This window comes from Rhodococcus sp. IEGM1428, from assembly GCF_050321865.1.
Classification (GTDB): Bacteria; Actinomycetota; Actinomycetes; order Mycobacteriales; family Mycobacteriaceae; genus Rhodococcoides.
Genome location: NZ_JBNQFW010000001.1, coordinates 370,002 through 389,150, shown reverse-complemented (window position 1 = coordinate 389,150; position 19,149 = coordinate 370,002). Strand labels below are relative to the sequence as shown.

Genomic DNA, 19,149 nt, shown 5'->3' with positions numbered 1-19,149 from the left:
TGTACTTGCGGTTCTTTTCGAGCAGAGCGACAGCGGATACCCACGCGCCTTTGATATCAATGAACTTGGCGATGAACGATCGCACATTGTTGCACCGCAAGCACCACCCTGCTCATTCCACCGCTGTTGGTCTGCACCGATCACGAGGTCCGTGTGCAGGTACGGACAACACTCGGCACCGAGGAGTACCCGTGACACAGATACATGTTGCGCCCCACAAACATCGGGTGCCGGCGGAGCATCGTGTGCTCGGACTCGACCGACGCACGTTTCCACCGGCGCTATTCGTCGTCGCGGTCTTCGTAGTGCTGACCATCTTCGTGCCACGTGTCAACGCGGCCATCGACTGGGACGATCCCGTGGTCGCCGGCGAGCAACTCGCTCTCACCGACACCATCGTCTTCACCCCGGCCACCGGCTGGGATGTCGAGGCGGGCTTTCGTGCAGACGACGAAGGACGCAGGTCCGGCGATGCCATCGTCGCCGGGAAGGGCGTCACTTTCCAGGTCTCGCCGGACACGTTCGACGGCACCCCCGGTGAATTGTTGGACCAGGTGGAGAAGGTCACTTCCCGCACCGATGACCCGACCTTCCGGGTCGACGGCGACCGGACCACTCTCACGACGGCGGCGGGCGAGACCGGTGTCGCGCAGCCCTACAGCAGTGTGACCGGCGACGGTGTGGTCGCAGCATTCGTCATGTCCGGTACCGGTCTGAAGGTCACCGCTTACGGTCCTCCCGCTCAGATGACCGCGGGCGTCGACGACATCAAGAACATGATCGCCAGCATCCGGACCGTAGACGGGAACAACTCATGAGCGAGACCGGCACCGACACCACGCGCAGCTCTGAAGGCACCGAGGCCAGGCACCGCCAGGCCCGTGCGATCGAGGTTTCCGGTTGGGGTGAGCGTTTCCACTTCGTGCAACCCCATAATCTTTCGTTCTGGGTCTACCTGGCTTTGACTGCGATCGGCGTGTTCCAGGCGTGGGCGTTCTTCGCGCCGTCGGCCGGTTTCTATGCCGACGCTTTCGCAATCTCGGCAATACTGTGTGGTTTGTGTGGGCTGGCGTGGTTCGCCTGGTTCCGTCATATAGACCGTTGGGAGCGCCAGCCAGGCCGCCTCGTCCTCGCTGCGCTTCTCTGGGGCGCTATCCCGGCCACCTTCGCGTTCGCCTACACCGTGAACACCGCAATGCTCGGCATCTACTCCAAGCTGTTCGGTCAGGTGTGGAGCGCCGACTGGGCAGCCGGTGCTACTGCACCGATCACCGAAGAGGCCGCAAAACTCTGCGGATTCATCCTCCTCATGGGCCTCGCCCCGCGATTGATTCGGACCGCGAACGACGGTCTGATCGTCGGCGCGTTCCTCGGACTCGGATTCGCGGTCTTCGAGGATTTCCTGTACGCGGCCAACTCCACTGCCCGGGCGTTCGGTACCGATCCGGTCGGTCAGGCAGTGCAGATGTCGTTCACCCGCATCGCCGTCAGCTTCGTCTCCCATCCGCTCTTCAGTGCCCTCGTCTGCACGGGTGTCATCTACATCATCGGCACCGCGGCCCAGCCACGCCGGATCGGGCGCGGCCTGGCATTCGTCTTGTTGGGCATGTTTCTTCACTTCACCTGGGACGACGCCACCGGCCTCGGTATGGGTGGCATCCTGACGTTCCCCGTCATGATCGGCTCCATCGTGCTCGGGTTCACAGTGCTGACCATCGCGTTTCGACGAGCAGCGCCGCGTGAATACCAGTTCGTCCGCGACATCCTCGCCCCCGAGGTCGAAGCGGGGACCGTGACCGACGCAGAGGTGGACGGCATCCTTGAAAAGAAGGCGCGTAAGGCGTTCATCAAGTCCGCGCCCCATCACAAGTCCCGTCGAGCACGCAAGCATCTTCGGCGCGCGATTCTCGACCTCGCCCACGACCTTGCCAACGGCAAGGGAGCCGACACCGAGGCCGTGCGTCACTCTCGCTCGGAGGTCGAGCGCCTGCGCGTCAAGGCAGGCTGACCGACAACCGAACGAAACCGACACCGCCCGAACGTGTTTCGGTCGGTACCATTTTTTCGTGTCCCGGCCCTATGACGTCAGAGTCAATCCCGCACGGCCGGCGCCGGACGCGACCTGGACCGCTCTCGATCCGTTCCTGGCGGACATCTGAAAGTTCACTGGACAATGGGCGTGGCAAGCCAAGATCCGTTGGGTCACCCGTTCGGATGGGTCAGCGACTCGATGATGGTCGACAGAATGCGCCGGGTCGCGACCTGGTCCTGATCGGACAACCCTGCGAGCATCTGCCTCTCGATTGCCCTGACGGCCACCGTCGCCCGGGCCAATCTCCGTCGTCCGGCGGCAGTGAGACTGGTGGGCAGGGCCTTGCCGACGGGTGCTCGAGCGGGCCGACTTACATATCCATCGCGTTCGAGCGATTGCAGGAGAACATTCATCGCCTGCCGCGTGACAAAGGTGCCCCGTGCCAGATCCGAGTTCGACAGGCCCGGACGCTGCGACAGAAGCTCGAGGCACGAATAGTGGGTCACCGTCATCCCGAGGGGCCGAAGGGCCGCTTCCATGGCCGCACGAAGCGCACTGGAAGCCTCCTTCAGCTGATAACCCAGAGACGTCTTCAGGTCGATACCCTCATCCGCTTGACTCATGTCAGTAGTTTGACATAGCTTGGTTCGTGTCAACAAACTGACAAACGAAACGGAGCATCACCATGGCGGTCACCGGACCCGACTTCATCAACCTTCAAGCAACCGACCTCGCTGCATCGCAGTCGTTCTACGAGCACTATCTCGGTCTCGTACGTTCACAGGCCGGCCCGCCTCACGCCGTCGTTTTCGAGACGTCCCCGATCGCATTCGCGCTCCGCGACGTCATCCCCGGCACCGACATCGCGTCCACCCCGCAGCCCGGCATCGGTGCGGCAATCTGGTTGCACGCCAAGGATGTTCAGGCCATCCATGACGCCCTCGTCACCGATGGCAAGACGATCGTCTCCGCGCCGATCGACGGACCTTTCGGCCGCACGTTCACATTCGCCGACCCCGACGGCTATCACATCACCCTCCACGACCGTGCCTGAGTCGCGCACGTCGGCTTTGGGCGCCCACAGGTCCCGCCGAAGGCCCGACCGCACAACGATCTTGAATAGCCACATGCCCCCGAAGACCCGACCGAAGCCCGCCACGGACACGCCGGAGCAGCGGTTCTGGATCAACACCGTCAGCCTGGACCATGTCGAGGCAGCTACCGAGGGTGGCTTCACGCAGGCCGACCACGGCGCGAGAACGCGTCTTGGTCGACCTCGGCCGGGCGACGACATGATCTTCTACTCCCCCCGCACGAGCCTGCACAAAGGAACTCCGGTCCAACAATTCACAGCATGGGCGACCATCACCGGGGACGAGCCCTACCAAGTCGACATCACCGACGATTTCCGACCGTGGAGACTGGCCGCCACATTCCACCCCTGCACACCCGTAGACACACGACCGCTTGTCGATCGATTGTCGCTCATTCCAGACGCTGCCCACTGGGGTCTTCCCTTTCGTCGCGGACTCTTCACCATTCCCCGAGAGGACTTTTCGATGATCTGCGCCCGGATGCGCCGCTGACCACTCCACAACCACGTCACACCGACAACGTCGATGGTGACGTCACAACCGATCACGACGCCATAGCCGACTTGGCTGCAGCCACCACATGCTGCCGATACTGCCGGCCGGGGAACTCGTTGCGGTGCTGCTCAGCGACCTGCGCTGACACCTGTTGTCTGACCATCGCGGCTGCATCCGAGGCAGCGATCGACAGGGCGGGAACCCGTAGTTCTCGTTCATACGAACTCCGGTGCCCCAGTCGGACTCGTACCGACACTGTGCGGATTTCAAGGGAGCAGGTGGTCCGCGGGCATGTCTCCATTTTGCGTTCACCGACCGCCTCGCGCGGTACGGTGACCGCGGGGATGGGTACGGCTCGAGAAGAATGTCGGGGGATCATGACTCTGTTCGGTGTGCTCGATCGCGTACTGACTCGACAACTGCCCCTGGAGCCTCCCGACGATCCCCATGCCGCGATCCTTCCGACCCCGATCGACAACGACGCCTTCTTCCTCACCCCTCCCGGCATCGAGGACCTCGCGCCCGGTGCGGTGATCCGGCAGCGCACGACCCGCGGTCTGGTGCCCCGGCCGCGAACCGTCCTGCATCAGTTCATGGTGCGATCGACCGACGCGCGGGGTCTCCCCGCCGGCGTCACCGCCTCGCTGTTGATCCCGAAGCGGCCGTGGACCGGGCGCGGCCCGCGGCCCGTCGTCGCCCACAACGTGGCCATCGATTCCCTAGGAGCCAAGAGCACACCGTCGTACCGGCTCGTGCACGGTGTCGGTGCCGACCTCCCGCCGGTGATGCCGCTCTGGCTCGCCCGCGGATACGCCGTCCTCGTCGCCGATCACCAGGGCCCGCGGATGTCGTACTCAGAAGGCACGATGGCCGGGCATGCCGTCCTGGACTCGCTACGCGGGTTGACGGTCGTCGCCCCGGAGCTCGCCGACAGCCCAGTGGTGGCCTACGGCTACAGTGGCGGCGCGATCGCCACCACGTGGACGGCGCAGCTGCAGCCGAGGTACGCGCCGGACGTGAGGTTGGCGGGTGCCGTCGCCGGTGGAACGCCCACCGACTTCTCGATGCTGCTGGACACCATGAACGGCACCGTCGCGGCCGGACTGCTGGGCGCGGCGAGCATGGGTCTCGCGCGTGAGCACCCCGAGATGGTCGAGCTGTTCGGCCCGAAGGCGCTGCTGTTGGCGTCCTGGGTGAAGGACATGTCCGTCCTTCCCCTCGCCTTGGGCGGGTTGGCACGCATACGAATCGAGGACTTGGCGTCCGAGCCCGACCCGTTCGATTCCGACATCGCGCGGCGGGTGATCGCCGCGAATCGTCCGGGTGCCGACGCGCCGTCGGTGCCGGTCGCGTTCTTCCACGGTTCCGCGAGTAAGTGGATCGGCGATCGCTTCATCCCCGAGGCCGGCGTGACTGCCCTGATCGAGCAGTGGCGCAGCAAGGGTGCCGACGTGCACTACGAGCCCGTGGCAGGCGACCACTTCATCGGCGCCATGACTGGGCTGCCGTTCGTGTTGCGTTGGATTGCAGGGCAATTCGCGGCCAACGGTTCGGGTTAGCTCGCCGCCCGCCGAGTTCGGGGTGATAGGTCTGCGTCGGGTCGCGGGTGTGGGCGCACACCCTGGACGCGGACCCGTATTCGACGTTGCACCACCGACTGCGTCTGTACATGACTGCTGGGAGGGTCCGCGAATGGTGGGAGATCCGAACCTAGGTCTGCTGCATACGGGCGAGGCCAGAAGTCAAGGAACCTCGAACGCGGAAACGAACGCATCGAGGGCTGTGTCGGAGTCGCCAGACGCCCAGCCTTCGAGGCCGACGATGCCGGTGTACCCGATGCGACGCAGAGCAGCAGCGATTGCTGGGAAGTTGATCTCGCCGGTCCCCGGCTCGCACCGGCCCGGAACGTCGGCAACCTGAATTTCGCCGATGTACGGCAACGATTCCTCGAGTAGTGCGATGAGGTTTCCTTCGCCGATCTGGGCGTGATAGAGATCGAGGTTCATCTTCAAGAACGGGCTGTCGACAGCCCGCACCAATGCACGAGTGTCCGATGCTTTGGCAAAGGGCGTCCCCGGATGGTCGACGGCAAGATTGAGATTCTCCAGCGTGAACACCCGTCCGGCTTGTTCTCCCAGTGCCGCGATCGAGCGCAGAGTCTGCACCGCGGTCAACCACATCGTCGGCGTTACGACCTCCACCGGGCGCACCGGGAGTCCGTTCCCGTCGAGGCCGGTTCCATGCAGGTTGAGCCGCGGACAATCGAGCTTCTCTGCCACGAGAAGCGACTGTGCAGCAGTCGAGAGAAGTCGCTCGATGCCTGCCGCTTCGGTGAGATTGCCGTCGAGGTATCCGGTCATCGAGGAGAATGTGGCACCACTGGACCGGAGAGCATCGACGTCCTTGGTGGACCAGTTCCAGATCTCGACGTGCAGTCCACGCGCTGCTATCCGCTCGACGCGCTCGACGAAAGGGAGTTCCAGGTAGAGCATTTCAGCGCTCGCTGCCAGAATCATGTCATTCTCCCAGTTCCACAGCAGCGCCGGTCTCGACGCTGCGGATGCAGGCGAGAGCGATCTGCAGGGCAGCCCGCGCATCATGGCCGGTCACGACCGATGGCGTGCCGAACCTTACGGCGTCGACGAATGCCGTGAACTCGCCGATGTACGCCGCGCGCAGTAGCTCTGTGTCGCTACGTGCAGTGTCGACGTGCGCGCCAGAAGCGCTGTACAGGGTCATGTCGTTGCTCCGGCCGTCGCCTGCGGTGACCATACCTGCCGAACCGAAGACTTCGCTGCGCACGTCGTACCCGTAGAGCGCGCTGAAGTTGGCCTCGGCTGTGGCAATGGCACCGTTGTCGAATTGCACTGTGACGACGGCAGTGTCGAGGTGTCCACTGCCTTTGGCGTCCGGGCGCACGAGGGCGTCGGCGATGGCGGTGACGCGCTGTGCCGTCGCGCCGGGGTTGAGGAACATCAGCGTGTCGAAGTCGTGAATGAGCGTCTCGAAGAAGATGGTCCACGGCGGAATGCGAGAGGGGTCGGCCGTGAACGGGCCAGGGTCGCGGGTCAGAGACCTCAAAAGCTGTGGTGTGCCGATCTTTCCGTCGTCGATCGCTGCGCGGGCGGCAACGAAACCCGGTGCGAAACGTCGGTTGAATCCGACCTGAAGTACGACGCCCTCAGTGTCGGCGGCGGCGATCGCACGATCTGCATCCTCGAGAGTGACGGCCATCGGCTTCTCGACAAAGATATGTTTGCGCGCGGCTGCGGCTTTCACAACGAGGTCGGTATGGCTGCGTGCGGGCGCGGCGACGACGACGGCATCGATCTCGGCGTCGTTCAATGCTGTGTCGACGTCGGTGTACGCCTTCGCGACGCCCAGGCTGTCGGCGAGCTGGCGGGCTGCGCCGTCCACCGGATCGACGACCGCTTCCAGGACGGCACCGGGGACTCGTCGAGCAATGATCTCGGCGTGGTTCTTTCCGATGCGGCCCGCTCCGATCAGAGCCACGCGAACCGTGGCGACAGGGTTTGGCATACGTTCTCTCCTGGTGTGATTGCGCTGTTCAGGGCTAACTAGTACGTTCTAGTTGCAGAACACTAGGGGGCTTGCCGCGATCGGTCAACTAGCGTTCTCGTGAGACGAAAGGAGTCCAGTGGTCGACAGCGCGCGCCCGACAATGGCTGACGTTGCGAGGATCGCGGGCGTATCGCCTGCGCTCGTTTCCATCGTCATGCGTGGAGTCGAGGGCGCGAGCGACGACACTCGGACACGGATCAAGGCGATCGCGGAGAGCATCGGCTACGTCCCTGACCGGCGAGCTCAAAAGCTTCGCCAGGCCAGCTCGCGACTGTTGGGTGTCACGTTCGATCTGCAGCAGCCGTTTCACGGGGACCTCGTCGAACGCATCTACACGGCGGCAGCGCGTCACGGATACGATGTCACGCTCAGCGCCGTCGCTCCGAGTCGCAATGAACGGAGCGCGGTGCAAGCATTGCTGCGTGAGCGTTGCGAAGCGGCCATACTTCTCGGATCACGTTTGTCGACAACGGAACTCGTGGAAGTCGACGGCCGTACGCCAGTAGTCGAAATACTGAAATCTACCCACGGTATCGCGTCGGTGCGTAGCGATGACGTCGCGGGTACAGGCGCGATTGTCGATCATCTGGTCGAAATGGGACACGCCCGCATCGCTCACATCGACGGCGGCACATCGACGGGGGCGCACGACAGGCGACGCGGATTTGTGGCCGCCGCACACAGGCATGGAATCGACGCGCGTGTCGTCGACGGCGGAATGTCGGAAACCGACGGCGCAGAGGGTATGCGCACCCTTCTCGAATCCGCCGAACCCCCCACGGCAGTCGTAGCGTTCAACGACAACTCGGCGACGGGTGTGCTCGATCATCTCGTGCGCCGAGGAATCGACGTCCCATCGGCTATTTCGGTTGTCGGCTACGATGATTCACGCTTGGCTCGCATCGCCCACATCGACCTGACCTCGATGTCGCAGGACGTATCGGCACTGGCGGATTCAGCGGTGGAGAGCGCACTGGGACGCATCGCCGGCGCCGAACCGACCGAGGTTGTTCTGACGCCCCGCCTGATCAGACGGGGCACGGTGGCTCCGCCACCCGCCAACACGTAGCCGCACCCCCTGCCGGATGGCCCGAGCGAGTCCTCATGAGATCGGCCACACGAGACCGGTCTCGGCGGTTGTGTAGCGTACCGATGATCGAAAACCCGAATTCATTCCTGGCGGTGCCCACGTGCGACCCGCGCCGACCTTGCCTACGCCGGCGACAACGTTCTCAATTCCTGATAGACCCTGCAGCGCCGATGATTCCGGAGGCGACGAACCCGAGAATCAACACGAACAGCATCACAGCGAACGCAATTGCAGCGGCAGCCGACTTCACTGCGGTACCGCCGGCCTCGACGAAGTTCGACATCTGATCTCCCAGTTCCAGTGCGTCATGAGACGCAGTTACTTAAGCGCGTTAGTAGAACTAACTATGGGCTACATCACAGGCCGAAGTCAACAGTTCGGTTACAAACCCCTTCGCTTCAAGGCGTCAACTCGCTCGGCAGAACGCACGGGTCCGGTGCTTCCGCGCACGATGAGATGCGGTTCGACGATCATCTCGGACGCCGGCGCGGAGCCGTTCTCCAGGCGTGTCACCGCGAACGCCACGGCGTTCTCGGCCAGAGCATCGACGTTCTGTCGCACAGTCGTCAGATCGATCCGAGACAGCCGCGCGAGGTCGCTGTCGTCGTACCCGACGATCGACACATCCCCGGGAACATCGATTCCGGCGCGGTCGAGTGCATCCATGAGGCCCAGCGCGCAGCGGTCGTTGCCCGCAAGAACCGCCGTCGGCAAAGTGCCTTCGTCGAGCATGAGATGTCCTGCCGCAACTCCCGACGCCTCATCATGTGCTCCGGCGATCACTCGAATTCGATCGCCCAGGTTCTGTCGATCCATCGCGCCACGATAAGCGGCGCTTCTGATCGCTGATCCCGCGCCGGATCCCCCGTCGATGTGATAGATCTCGCGGTGCCCCAGTTCGATCAGATGGTCGACGGATTGCCGAACACCGCTGTCGTCTGCGCTGCGCACGCTGTCGAAGCTGCTTCGAGACAACGGTTTTGCCACGACGACTACGACGGCGCGCTCTTCCAACTCCTCGAAGTACGATTGTTCCGAACTCGGGCCGAGAAGGATCAGTCCTTCGCATCGGTGGCCGATCAGAGATTCGACGGCAGCCACTTCGTCGCGCCCCGGTGCGCTGGCGGACAGCAAAACCTCGTAACCCGCGGCTTTCGCGACCGGATAGATTCGCTTCACCAACTGAGCTTGGAACGGCTGCTCGACGTCGACCAGAACTCCGATGGTTCGACTGCGTCCGCGGGCCAACAGCTGAGCGGTGGCGTCGGGTTTGTATCCGAGTTCATCGGCGATTCGAAGGACGCGCTCTCGCGTTCGCTCCCCCGCACCGGCCTTACCTCCGAGAACGAACGATACAAGCGTGCGTGACACCCCCGCCCGGACGGCAATGTCGTCCATCGTGGGCTTTCGCACTCGCGCTCTGCCGCGAGAATCCGCGTCAGACCGTCGATCGCCCTGATCACTTCCAGTCACTGACTCCCACTCTCGCGAACCCGGACGGCGTCGACAAACCGTACCTCCGAGCGCTCTCGATCGTTGTGCGTTCGACCGGGAGCTCAGCAGGTAACGCCATGTGACCCACTTCTCATTTCAACGTCAGTATGTTAAGACATACATACATAGAGATTCTGCTCTAGCCCATCGCCAACCCCGGGTATCGGAGGATGAGAAACAGATGTCTTCAGCTCAACCAACCTCACGGAGTGCGCTCCCGCCCGACACCCCGGGCACGCATTCCCGACGACTGGGCGTCATCGCAGTCGTCGCGACGTTCGGCGGCCTGCTGTTCGGCTACGACACCGGTGTCATCAACGGTGCGCTCGAACCGATGAAGGACGACCTGGGGCTCACGTCGTTCACCGAGGGTCTCGTCGTCAGCATTCTCATCTTCGGTGCCGCGATCGGCGCCCTGGTGGGAGGGCGTCTGTCCGACAAATACGGGCGACGCCACAACATCTTGTTGCTCTCCGGCGTCTTCGCTCTCGGCACGATCGGGTGTGTGCTTGCCCCCTCGTGGGAGGTGCTCGCGGTATTCCGATTCGTCCTCGGTCTTGCAGTCGGTGGCGCGTCCGCCACCGTTCCGGTCTACCTCTCCGAAGTTGCACCTGCCGAACGACGCGGATCTCTGGTCACCCGCAACGAGGTCATGATCGTGAGCGGCCAGTTCGCGGCCTTCATCATCAATGCCATCATTTTCAATATCTGGGGTGACCACGAGTCGGTGTGGCGCTACATGCTCGTGGTCGCACTCTTTCCCGCGATCGCGCTGTTCGTCGGCATGCTGCGCATGCCCGAGAGTCCGCGCTGGCTCGTGCTGCAGGGTCGCGACGACGAGGCACTAGCAGTGCTGAAGCAGGTGCGGACCGACGAACGCGCGGTGGCCGAAATGGCCGAAGTACACGCTCTGGCCGAAGAAGAGAGACTCTCCCAGACCGGAGGTGCCGCAGACCTGTCCGTCCGCTGGATCCGACGGCTGATCTTCATCGGCGTCGGCCTCGGCGTCTTTCAGCAGTTCACCGGGATCAACTCGGTCATGTACTACGGCACACAGCTGCTCAGCGATGCCGGCTTCTCCGACAGCGCGGCAATCATCGCCAACACGCTCAACGGGTTGTTCAGCGTTCTCGGCATCACTGTGGGTTTGCTCATCATGAACAAGGTGAACCGCCGGACGATGCTCATCGCCGGCTTCGGGCTGACGACCTTCTTCCACCTCCTCGTCGGGCTGTCCGCGCTACTACTGCCGGACGGCACTGCCAAGGCGTACTTCATCCTCGTCTTCGTCGTCTTGTTCGTCTTCTGCATGCAGGGCACCATCGGCCCCCTGGTATGGCTCATGCTTGCCGAAATCTTCCCCCTCAAGATCCGCAGCTTCGCAATCGGAGTCTGCGTGTTCATGCTCTGGTTGGCCAATGCTCTTGTTGCGCTCGCATTCCCGCCTGTTGTCGAGGCGCTGGGGATAGCGCCGACCTTCTTCATCTTCGTCGGGCTCGGAATCCTGGCACTGATCTTCATCGTCACCCAGGTACCGGAAACCCGCGGGCAATCACTCGAACAGCTAGAGGCCGGATTCCGTCGCGAGTATTCGTGAACCGAACGCAACGAAAGGACGTCACGATATGGCAATACTGGTTGCAGTAACCGACAACGAAGAGGGCCGCCACGCCCTGCGCGTCGCGGCCGAGGAAGCAAGCACCATGCGCACCGAACTGATCGTGGTTAATTTGACCCTCGGCGGACTCGACGTCAGCGAACTCGACGCAGGGCTTGCTGTGCAGGTAATCGACCGTGCCGGACGCGCAGACCGCGACCCAGCAACGGCGGTCCTCGACGAGATCGACGCACATCCCGAAGTGACGCGGCTCGTCATCGGAATCAAGAAGCGAAGTCGCGTCGGCAAAGCGTTGCTGGGCAGCATCACTCAGCGTCTGCTGATGATGTCGCCCGTCCCGGTCCTGAGCGTCCAACCCAGCTGAGTACGACCGACGGTGCCGGCGCTGAATCCGACCCGTCACCGATATGTGTCCACGCAGCGCGAAACCCCCGCTCCGACAATGGGAGCGGGGGTTTCGCGGTTCAGGGCTCAGTCGTTTCGGGTCTCAGTCGTTTTCTGGAAAGCCGAGGTTGATGCCACCGTGGCTCGGATCGAGCCACCGACTGGTGACGGCTTTGCCTCGGGTGAAGAAGTGCACGCCTTCCATCCCGTGGGCGTGAGTGTCACCGAACAGACTGTTCTTCCACCCACCGAAGCTGTAGTACGCCATGGGCACCGGGATCGGGACATTGATGCCGATCATGCCGACCTCGACCTCGTTCTGGAAACGCCGGGCCGCACCGCCGTCGTTGGTGAAAATGGCGGTGCCGTTGCCGTACGGGTTCGAGTTGATGAGCTCGAGTGCCTCGTCGTAGGTATCGACACGGACCACCGACAGGACCGGGCCGAAGATCTCGTCGGTGTAGATGGACATGTCGGTGGTGACATTGTCGATCAACGTCGGCCCCAACCAGAACCCGTCCTTGCCGCCGTCGGCCTGGACTGTGCGGCCGTCGACGACGATGGTGGCGCCGGCGGCTTCGCCGGCATCGACGTAGGAGGCAACCTTGTCGCGGTGCGCCTTGGTCACCAGCGGTCCCATATCGGCGCCCGTGGTTCCGTCGCCCGTGACCAGCGGCGTGGTGCGCTCGACGATCTTCGCAACCAGGTCGTCGGCGATATTCCCGACAGCCACCAGCGCGGAGATGGCCATGCAACGCTCACCGGCAGAACCGAACCCGGCGTTGACCATGGCGTCGGCCGCGAGGTCCAGATCGGCGTCGGGCAGGACGATCGCATGGTTCTTCGCTCCGCCGAGAGCCTGAACGCGCTTACCGTTCGCGGTGCCGGTGGAGTAGACGTACTGCGCGATCGGTGTCGATCCGACGAAGCTGATCGACTTGATCGACTTGTTCTCGAGCAGTTCGTCGACGGAGACCTTGTCGCCCTGCAGGACGTTGAAGACACCGGGAGGTAGGCCGGCCTCTTCCCACAGCGCGGCGATCCACAGCGACGCCGTCGGATCCTTCTCGCTGGGCTTGAGAACGACAGTGTTGCCTGCGGCGATGGCGATGGGGAAGAACCACATCGGGACCATCGCCGGGAAGTTGAACGGGCTGATGATGCCGACGGGGCCGAGGGGCTGACGGATCGAGTAGATGTCGACCTTCGTCGATGCGTTCTCGGTGAAGCCGCCGTTGAGCAGATGGGGAATGCCACAGGCGAATTCGACGACTTCCTGGCCGCGACTGATCTCGCCGAGTGCGTCGGAGAGAACCTTGCCGTGCTCGGCGGTGATGATCTCGGCGAGCTCGCCTTTCTTGGCGTTGAGTAATTCACGGAACTTGAAGATGATCGCGGTTCGCTTGGCCAGCGAGGTGTCTCGCCACGCCGGGAATGCTGCTGCGGCAGAGGCGATGACCGTGCGCGCATCCTCGACGGTGGCCAGCGCTACCTGTCCGGTGATCTGTCCGGTCGCGGGGTTGGTGACCGGAGCGGTCTTGTCGGACGTGCCGGCGAACGGCTTACCGTCCACCCAGTGTGCAATAACGTTGTCGGTCATGTTGTGTCCCTATGTAAGTGAAAATCAGGAGTGCTCGGAGACGTACTTCCGAATGGTGTCGAGCTGATAGCGCGAGACCTCGTGCGCGTTCTCGTTCTCCGCGAACACACTCGAGACCATGACGGTGTCGCGGTCGTAGAAGCCGAGCTTGGCGAGGCCGCCGAAGAACTGGTTCCAATCGACATCGCCGTCACCGATCTTGAGGTGCTGATGCACGCGTACGGCGTTGCCCGGAGGATTGGTGATGTACCGAAGCCCGTGCGAGCGATGATGATCCATCGTGTCGGCCACGTGCACCAGTCGCACCATGTCGCCCGCCGCCGCCATGATCGCGTCGAGATCGCCGCCCATGTGGAACTGGTGACATGCCACGATCACCATGCCGATGTTCTTCGAGTTGATACCGCGAATGGTACGAACCGCCGCCAGACCGTCCTCGACGAAGTCGTCGGGATGCGGATCGATCAACACATCGAGACCTTCTCGTTCGATGATGGGAACAAGTTCCTCCATCGACCGGTAGAAGGCCCGTTCGGATTCCTCTGGCTTCTCGGGTCGGCCGCTGAACTCGGTGTTCATGGTCGACACACCGAGGTCGACGGTGATCTGAATCGCGCGCTTCCAGTATCGAACTGCAGCCTCACGCGCATCCTCGTCGGGACCGGACCACCGCAGCACCGGAAGTACCGATGCAATACCGACACCGGCGTCGGAACACGCCTTCTTGAACTTCGCGACGAGATCGTCGTCGGCTTTCGGATGGTTGAAGAAAGGGATCATGTCCACGTGCGGCGTCAACTGCAACCACTCGTACCCGAGATCGGCTACCACACGCGGCAATTCGAGCAGCGAATAGTCCTGATGGAACGGAGTCGGATCGAGAGCGATCTTCATTCGCTTCACGCGCCCGGGATCGAGGAACGCGGAACCATGTCCACGGCCACGGGAGCACCCGACTCGAGCGACTTCACTCCGGCCTCGCACACAGCTGCTGCAGCATAGCCATCCCATGCGCCGGGACCGTCGACGTAGTTGCCGGTCTCGGCACCCGAGCGCACGGCGTCGACCCACCGCTGAATTTCCGTGTCGTATGCCTGACCGAAGCGCTCCTTGAACGACGGTGTGATCGTGCCGCCCCAGGTTCCGGGTGCGGACCTACGCACCAGGCCCACATCGAGACCGATCATGGCACTACCGCGTTCGGCCACGACCTCTGTCCTGACCTCGTACGCGACGCCCGTGGTCACGAACACCTCCGCGTCGACGTGCCGACCGGTCTCGGTCGTAAAGATGGCGATCTGTGGATCCTTCAGTCCCGCCGGCGCATTCGTGTTGGCCGACGGTGTGATGATCTGCACGGTCGTGATTTCCTCGTCGAGCAGGAATCGGGTGACGTCGACTTCGTGCACCAGCGAATCCTTGACGATCATCGCGCTGTCGAAATGCGGCGGCACCGCCGGGTTTCGATGTGCGCAGTGCACGACGAGCGGCCGACCTATATCTCCGGAGTCGATCAAAGCTTTGAGATCTGCGTACTCGTTGTCGAAGCGGCGCATGAATCCGACCTGGATGAGTTTCTTACCCAGTTCGGCCTCCGCCTTCACCACTGCGAGCGAGGTTTCGACGTCCGTGGTCAGCGGCTTCTCGCACATGACGGGCTTGCCGTACTCGAGACACGCGAGGAGCTGCTTCTCGTGTGTCGGACCGGGGGTCGCGAGCAACACGGCATCGACCTCGGGATCGGCGATGGCGTCGATCGGGTCGTTGACGACCCGAGCGCCAGGGATGGACGCAGCGAGCTCTTCGGCCTTTTCGGTGAAGTAGTCGTTGACGACGGCAACGCGTGCACCGGCGATCTTCGAGGAGATGCGAGCGACGTGGTCGGCACCCATCATGCCGACCCCGAGGACGGCGATGCGCAGTTCGTTGGTCATGAAAAAAGTCTCCTTGCGGGTATCAGCTGAACCGGATGGACGGGATCCCGCAGGAGCCCAGGTACTTACGAGTGCGCTGTGCGATCGGCAGCGGATAGTCCGGCTCGCACGGATACATGTCCTGCTCGACGATCGCGAAGATGTCTGCTGTGAGCTTGCCTGCATCGGCCAAACGCTCGATGGTCGACAGCAGTGGCGGCATGTCCGGGATGCCCAGGGGCGGTTCGGTCATCGCGCCGAGCTTGCAGGCCTCGCCGAACGGCAGGTCCTCCGCCTCGACTCGGGCGCGGACGGCTTCGTCCACCTGCTTGAGATGCAGGTATCCGATGCGCTCCGGTGCGCGCTCGATGATGGCGATGTTGTCTCCGCCGCAGTAACTGATGTGGCCGGTATCGAGGCACAGATTAACGAACTCGCTCGACGTGCCGTCGAGGAACCGATAGACGTTCTCCTCGGTGTCGACGTGAGAGTCCGCGTGCGGGTGGTACTGAGCCTTGACGCCGTACTGCTCGAACATCCGCTTGCCGAGCTCGTTCATGCCCTCGGTCTTCTTGCGCCACTGATCGGTGGTGAGCGTGCGGTCTTCGAGCACCGCACCGGTGGACGGGTCGCGCCACATCTCGGGAATGACCACGACGTGCTTTCCGCCCACTGCCGCAGTCAGTTTCGCGACGTCCTCGATCTGAGTCCACACCGCATCCCAGGAATCGTCCTGGTGCAGATGCTCGAAAACGGTTCCGGCAGAAAGCTTCAGATTGTGTGCAGCGAGCTCGTCGGACAGCTTCTGCGGATCGGTCGGGAGATATCCGAACGGCCCGAGCTCGATCCACTCGTAGCCCGATGCGGACACCTCGTCGAGGAACCGGCCGTACGGGGTCTGCTGCGGGTCCTCCGGGAACCAGACGCCCCACGAATCAGGTGCCGATCCCACGCGAATAACGCTCATGAAAATAGTTCCTCTCGAAATATGCCGAATGTTCTGGTGTGACTACTGGCCGGACGGACGCAGGAACGGCCGCTGGATCTTCTTCCACTTCTGGTACGTCTCGTATGCGGTCTTCGTCGACTCGAGGGTCGAGGTGGCACTGACCGGCACATCCCACCAGGATTCGGAATCCGGTGCAGCGATGAGTGGGTCGGTTTCGACGTGGATGACCGAGCTCGTCTCGCTCGCCTTGGCTGCCTTCACCGCATCAGTGAACTCGTTTCCGTTGTTCACGCGGACGACGTCGACGCCGAGGCTTGCCGCATTCGCGGCGAGGTCGACGGGCAGGATGCCACCGTCCAGGCGACCGTCTTCGCTGCGGTAGCGATAGTCGGTGCCGAACCTTTGCGATCCGAGTGACTCCGACAGCGATCCGATGGAAGCGAACCCATGGTTCTGCACCAAGATCATGATGACCTTGACGCCTTCCTGTACGGCGGTGACCAGTTCGGTCGCCATCATGAGGTAGGAGCCGTCGCCCACCAGGATGAACACGTCGCGGTCGGGCTCGGCCATCTTCGCACCGATACCGCCCGCTACTTCGTAGCCCATGCACGAGAAGCCGTACTCGACGTGATATCCCTTCGCATCCCTTGTGCGCCAGAGCTTGTGCAGATCACCCGGCATCGAGCCGGCTGCACACACCACAACGTCGCGGGGGTCGGACAGGGTGTTCGCGAGACCGATGACCTGGTTCTGATTCAGCGGTGCGGACGAATCCTCGATGGCGTACACCGACGTCACCGTGTCGTCCCATGCCTGAGCGAGCTCGGCGACCCTGCTGCGATAGTCGTCCGACACCGTGAAGTCCCCGACGGCCTCGGCCAGCGCGTCGATGCTCTCGCGGGCATCTGCGACGACGGAGACACCCCCCTGCTTGACCGAGTCGATCGAGGCCACGTTGATGTTGACGAACTTCACGTCGGGGTTGGTGAACGCGGTCCGCGAAGCGGTAGTGAAATCGCTGTAGCGCGTACCGATTCCGATCACGACGTCGGCTTCGGTGGCGAGCGCGTTGGCGGCCGTCGTCCCGGTGGAGCCGACGGCACCGACGGATTGCGGGTGGTCGTACGGCAACGATCCTTTGCCCGCCTGGCTCTGCCCGACGGGGATACCCGTCGCTGCGCAGAACGAGGCAAGTGCATCGGTTGCACGCGAATAGATCACGCCGCCGCCTGCGACGATCAGCGGCTTCCGCGCACTGCGAATCACCTCGGCCGCCCGATCGACGGCGGACTTCTCCGGAACAGGCCGGGCCATGTGCCACGTGCGGGGAGCAAACAACGATTCCGGCCAGTCGAATGCTTCGGCCTGCACGTCCTGCGGGATGGCGACGGTCGCCGCACCCGTCTCGACCGGATCGGTGAGCACGCGCATCGCCCCGAGCAGAGCGCTCGGCAGCTGCTCGGGGCGCCACACCCGGTCGAAATAGCGCGACAGGGGCTTGAACGCATCGTTGACCGTGACGTCGCCGCTCGACGGGAGCTCGAGTTCCTGTAGCACCGGCGCGCTGGCGCGGGTCGCGAAAGTGTCTGCGGGAAGCAGCAATACAGGAAGACGGTTGATCGTGGCCAGAGCTGCGCCGGTCAGCATGTTGGTCGAGCCCGGCCCGACACTGGCCGTCACTGCCCAGGCCTGCAGACGGTCTTTCTGGCGCGCATAAGCCACGGCGCTGTGCACCATGGCTTGTTCGTTACGCCCGAGTACGTACGGCAATTCCGGTTCGGTGCCGGCTTCGACAGCGTCGATCTCGGCCTGGAGCAATGCTTGCCCGAGGCCCGCGACATTCCCGTGACCGAAGATGCCGAAGGCTCCCGCGAAGAACTTGGTGCGGACGCCGTCGCGCTCGACGAACTGGTGGGCCAGAAACTTCACGACGGCCTGCGAGACGGTCAGATGCACTGTCGGTTCGGCGTTGTCGTTCTTGCTTGCCGAGATCGGCGCTGTGGACACCACAGTCATGCTCCTGTCGGTGCGGTGTGGAGGGGAAGGCGGGGGTCGACCGGTTGGTCGGTCCAGCTGCCGCGAATCCAGGTGTGTTCGGGATCGTCGACGATGTTCCAGGCACGCTCGGCTCCGGGTCCGGCCATGACGTTGAGGTAATACATGTGGTAGCCGGGGGCAGCAACGGACGGACCGTGGTAGCCATGCGGCACGAGTACCACGTCTCCGGTTCGCACTTCTTCGAGCACCTCGATCGGTCGCTGCGGGGTGCCGTAGACCCGGTGGTAGCCGAAACCTGCAGTGCCCTGGGGCCCGTCGGCGATCTCGAAGTAGTAGATCTCCTCCAGTGCCGATTCGGTCGCCGTGTTCTCGTCGTGCTTGTGGCCGGGATACGAGGACCAATTACCACCGGGGGTGATGACCTCGCAGGCGATGATCGAGTCGGCCTCGAACGCGTCTGCCGTTCCGAAATTGTGGACCTGACGACTGCAATTTCCTGCGCCGCGAAGTTCCACGGAGATATCCGAAGCCGGCACATACCGGAACGGGAACTCGTTCTTCGCCCGGGCGCCGCAGAGGGCGAACCGGCCGCCGGCTGCGCTGGCCACCGAGTACGCCGAATCCCTCCCGACGTAGGCGAAGTCGGACGGGCCGTCGAACACCGAGGCTCGGCCCGTGAGCTCGAACGTGGTGCCGGCACTGGTCACCGATGCCGATCCCGCCAACGGGAGCACCATGATCTCGTCCGGACCCGAATTCAGGTCCACCGACTGACCGGCAGAGAGCGTGATAGTCCACAGGCTCGATTCGGTCCACCCCGCGCTGTCGGGTGTGACGGCGACGTCGAATCCGTTCGTGCTACCTGCACCGGCAGCGATGTAGTACTGGGAGTTCATG

Annotated in this window: 19 protein-coding genes; 8 read left to right on the top strand and 11 right to left on the bottom strand. The window is 63.3% G+C overall.

The window, feature by feature from the left end; all coding sequences use genetic code 11:
- Positions 1-191: 191 nt before the first annotated feature.
- Positions 192-818 carry a hypothetical protein gene (locus tag ACQR3T_RS01930; protein ID WP_428692373.1) on the top strand — a complete coding sequence of 209 codons (627 nt, stop codon included), beginning with the start codon at positions 192-194 and terminating at the stop codon, positions 816-818.
- Positions 815-2,008, top strand: a complete 1,194-nt coding sequence (locus tag ACQR3T_RS01925) for a PrsW family intramembrane metalloprotease (protein ID WP_032377217.1) — start codon at positions 815-817, stop codon at positions 2,006-2,008. Before ACQR3T_RS01930 ends, ACQR3T_RS01925 begins: the two co-directional genes overlap by 4 nt.
- Positions 2,009-2,202: 194 nt before the next feature.
- Here ACQR3T_RS01925 and ACQR3T_RS01920 read toward each other — a convergent pair whose 3' ends face one another.
- Positions 2,203-2,655, bottom strand: a complete 453-nt coding sequence (locus ACQR3T_RS01920) for a MarR family winged helix-turn-helix transcriptional regulator (RefSeq protein WP_032377218.1) — start codon at positions 2,653-2,655, stop codon at positions 2,203-2,205.
- Positions 2,656-2,717: 62 nt separating this feature from the next.
- Here ACQR3T_RS01920 and ACQR3T_RS01915 point away from each other — a divergent pair, with 62 nt between their 5' ends.
- From ACQR3T_RS01915 to ACQR3T_RS01905, 3 genes are all read left to right on the top strand, one after another.
- The gene (locus ACQR3T_RS01915; RefSeq protein ID WP_428692372.1) at positions 2,718-3,086 is read left to right on the top strand and encodes a VOC family protein; all 369 of its coding nucleotides are present in this window, start codon (positions 2,718-2,720) and stop codon (positions 3,084-3,086) included.
- Between the two features lie 73 nt (positions 3,087-3,159).
- Complete coding sequence (locus ACQR3T_RS01910; RefSeq protein ID WP_428692371.1) at positions 3,160-3,618, top strand: EVE domain-containing protein; 459 nt, start codon at positions 3,160-3,162, stop codon at positions 3,616-3,618.
- Positions 3,619-3,998: 380 nt separating this feature from the next.
- Complete coding sequence (locus tag ACQR3T_RS01905) at positions 3,999-5,180, top strand: lipase family protein (protein ID WP_428692370.1); 1,182 nt, start codon at positions 3,999-4,001, stop codon at positions 5,178-5,180.
- 183 nt (positions 5,181-5,363) lie between these two features.
- On the opposite strand, the gene ACQR3T_RS01900 is transcribed toward ACQR3T_RS01905, so the two are convergent.
- Positions 5,364-6,137 carry a TIM barrel protein gene (locus tag ACQR3T_RS01900; protein ID WP_032377220.1) on the bottom strand — a complete coding sequence of 258 codons (774 nt, stop codon included), beginning with the start codon at positions 6,135-6,137 and terminating at the stop codon, positions 5,364-5,366.
- A 1-nt stretch (position 6,138) separates the two neighbouring features.
- Positions 6,139-7,161, bottom strand: a complete 1,023-nt coding sequence (locus ACQR3T_RS01895; protein WP_428692369.1) for a Gfo/Idh/MocA family oxidoreductase — start codon at positions 7,159-7,161, stop codon at positions 6,139-6,141.
- Between the two features lie 142 nt (positions 7,162-7,303).
- Between ACQR3T_RS01895 and ACQR3T_RS01890 the strand changes: the two genes are divergently transcribed.
- Positions 7,304-8,272 (top strand): LacI family DNA-binding transcriptional regulator, encoded by a 969-nt coding sequence (locus tag ACQR3T_RS01890; protein ID WP_428692368.1) that lies wholly within the window; start codon positions 7,304-7,306, stop codon positions 8,270-8,272.
- A gap of 163 nt (positions 8,273-8,435) precedes the next feature.
- Here the strand turns inward: ACQR3T_RS01890 and ACQR3T_RS01885 are convergent, their stop codons facing one another.
- The gene (locus tag ACQR3T_RS01885; protein WP_176457443.1) at positions 8,436-8,576 is read right to left on the bottom strand and encodes a hypothetical protein; all 141 of its coding nucleotides are present in this window, start codon (positions 8,574-8,576) and stop codon (positions 8,436-8,438) included.
- A 98-nt stretch (positions 8,577-8,674) separates the two neighbouring features.
- Positions 8,675-9,691: a LacI family DNA-binding transcriptional regulator gene (locus ACQR3T_RS01880; protein WP_428693032.1), complete on the bottom strand. Its 1,017-nt coding sequence runs from the start codon at positions 9,689-9,691 to the stop codon at positions 8,675-8,677.
- 217 nt (positions 9,692-9,908) lie between these two features.
- Here ACQR3T_RS01880 and ACQR3T_RS01875 point away from each other — a divergent pair, with 217 nt between their 5' ends.
- Positions 9,909-11,384, top strand: coding sequence for a sugar porter family MFS transporter (locus ACQR3T_RS01875; RefSeq protein WP_428693031.1), 1,476 nt, complete (start codon positions 9,909-9,911; stop codon positions 11,382-11,384).
- Between the two features lie 28 nt (positions 11,385-11,412).
- A complete protein-coding gene (locus ACQR3T_RS01870; protein WP_428692367.1) occupies positions 11,413-11,769 on the top strand; it encodes a universal stress protein in 357 nt (118 codons plus the stop codon).
- A 123-nt stretch (positions 11,770-11,892) separates the two neighbouring features.
- Here ACQR3T_RS01870 and ACQR3T_RS01865 read toward each other — a convergent pair whose 3' ends face one another.
- Genes ACQR3T_RS01865 through iolB form a run of 6 tightly spaced genes read right to left on the bottom strand, consistent with a single transcriptional unit; the run spans position 11,893 to position 19,148 of the window.
- Positions 11,893-13,389 carry a CoA-acylating methylmalonate-semialdehyde dehydrogenase gene (locus tag ACQR3T_RS01865; RefSeq protein ID WP_428692366.1) on the bottom strand — a complete coding sequence of 499 codons (1,497 nt, stop codon included), beginning with the start codon at positions 13,387-13,389 and terminating at the stop codon, positions 11,893-11,895.
- Positions 13,390-13,413: 24 nt separating this feature from the next.
- Positions 13,414-14,283 (bottom strand): sugar phosphate isomerase/epimerase family protein, encoded by an 870-nt coding sequence (locus ACQR3T_RS01860; protein ID WP_032378264.1) that lies wholly within the window; start codon positions 14,281-14,283, stop codon positions 13,414-13,416.
- 5 nt (positions 14,284-14,288) lie between these two features.
- Positions 14,289-15,323 (bottom strand): Gfo/Idh/MocA family protein, encoded by a 1,035-nt coding sequence (locus ACQR3T_RS01855; protein WP_032377226.1) that lies wholly within the window; start codon positions 15,321-15,323, stop codon positions 14,289-14,291.
- Positions 15,324-15,345: 22 nt separating this feature from the next.
- The gene (locus tag ACQR3T_RS01850) at positions 15,346-16,269 is read right to left on the bottom strand and encodes a sugar phosphate isomerase/epimerase family protein (protein ID WP_428692365.1); all 924 of its coding nucleotides are present in this window, start codon (positions 16,267-16,269) and stop codon (positions 15,346-15,348) included.
- 42 nt (positions 16,270-16,311) lie between these two features.
- Positions 16,312-18,270 carry a 3D-(3,5/4)-trihydroxycyclohexane-1,2-dione acylhydrolase (decyclizing) gene (gene iolD / locus ACQR3T_RS01845; protein WP_428692364.1) on the bottom strand — a complete coding sequence of 653 codons (1,959 nt, stop codon included), beginning with the start codon at positions 18,268-18,270 and terminating at the stop codon, positions 16,312-16,314.
- Positions 18,267-19,148: a 5-deoxy-glucuronate isomerase gene (gene iolB, locus ACQR3T_RS01840; RefSeq protein ID WP_428692363.1), complete on the bottom strand. Its 882-nt coding sequence runs from the start codon at positions 19,146-19,148 to the stop codon at positions 18,267-18,269. The genes iolD and iolB overlap by 4 nt, the downstream gene beginning before the upstream one ends.
- Position 19,149 lies beyond the last annotated feature (1 nt).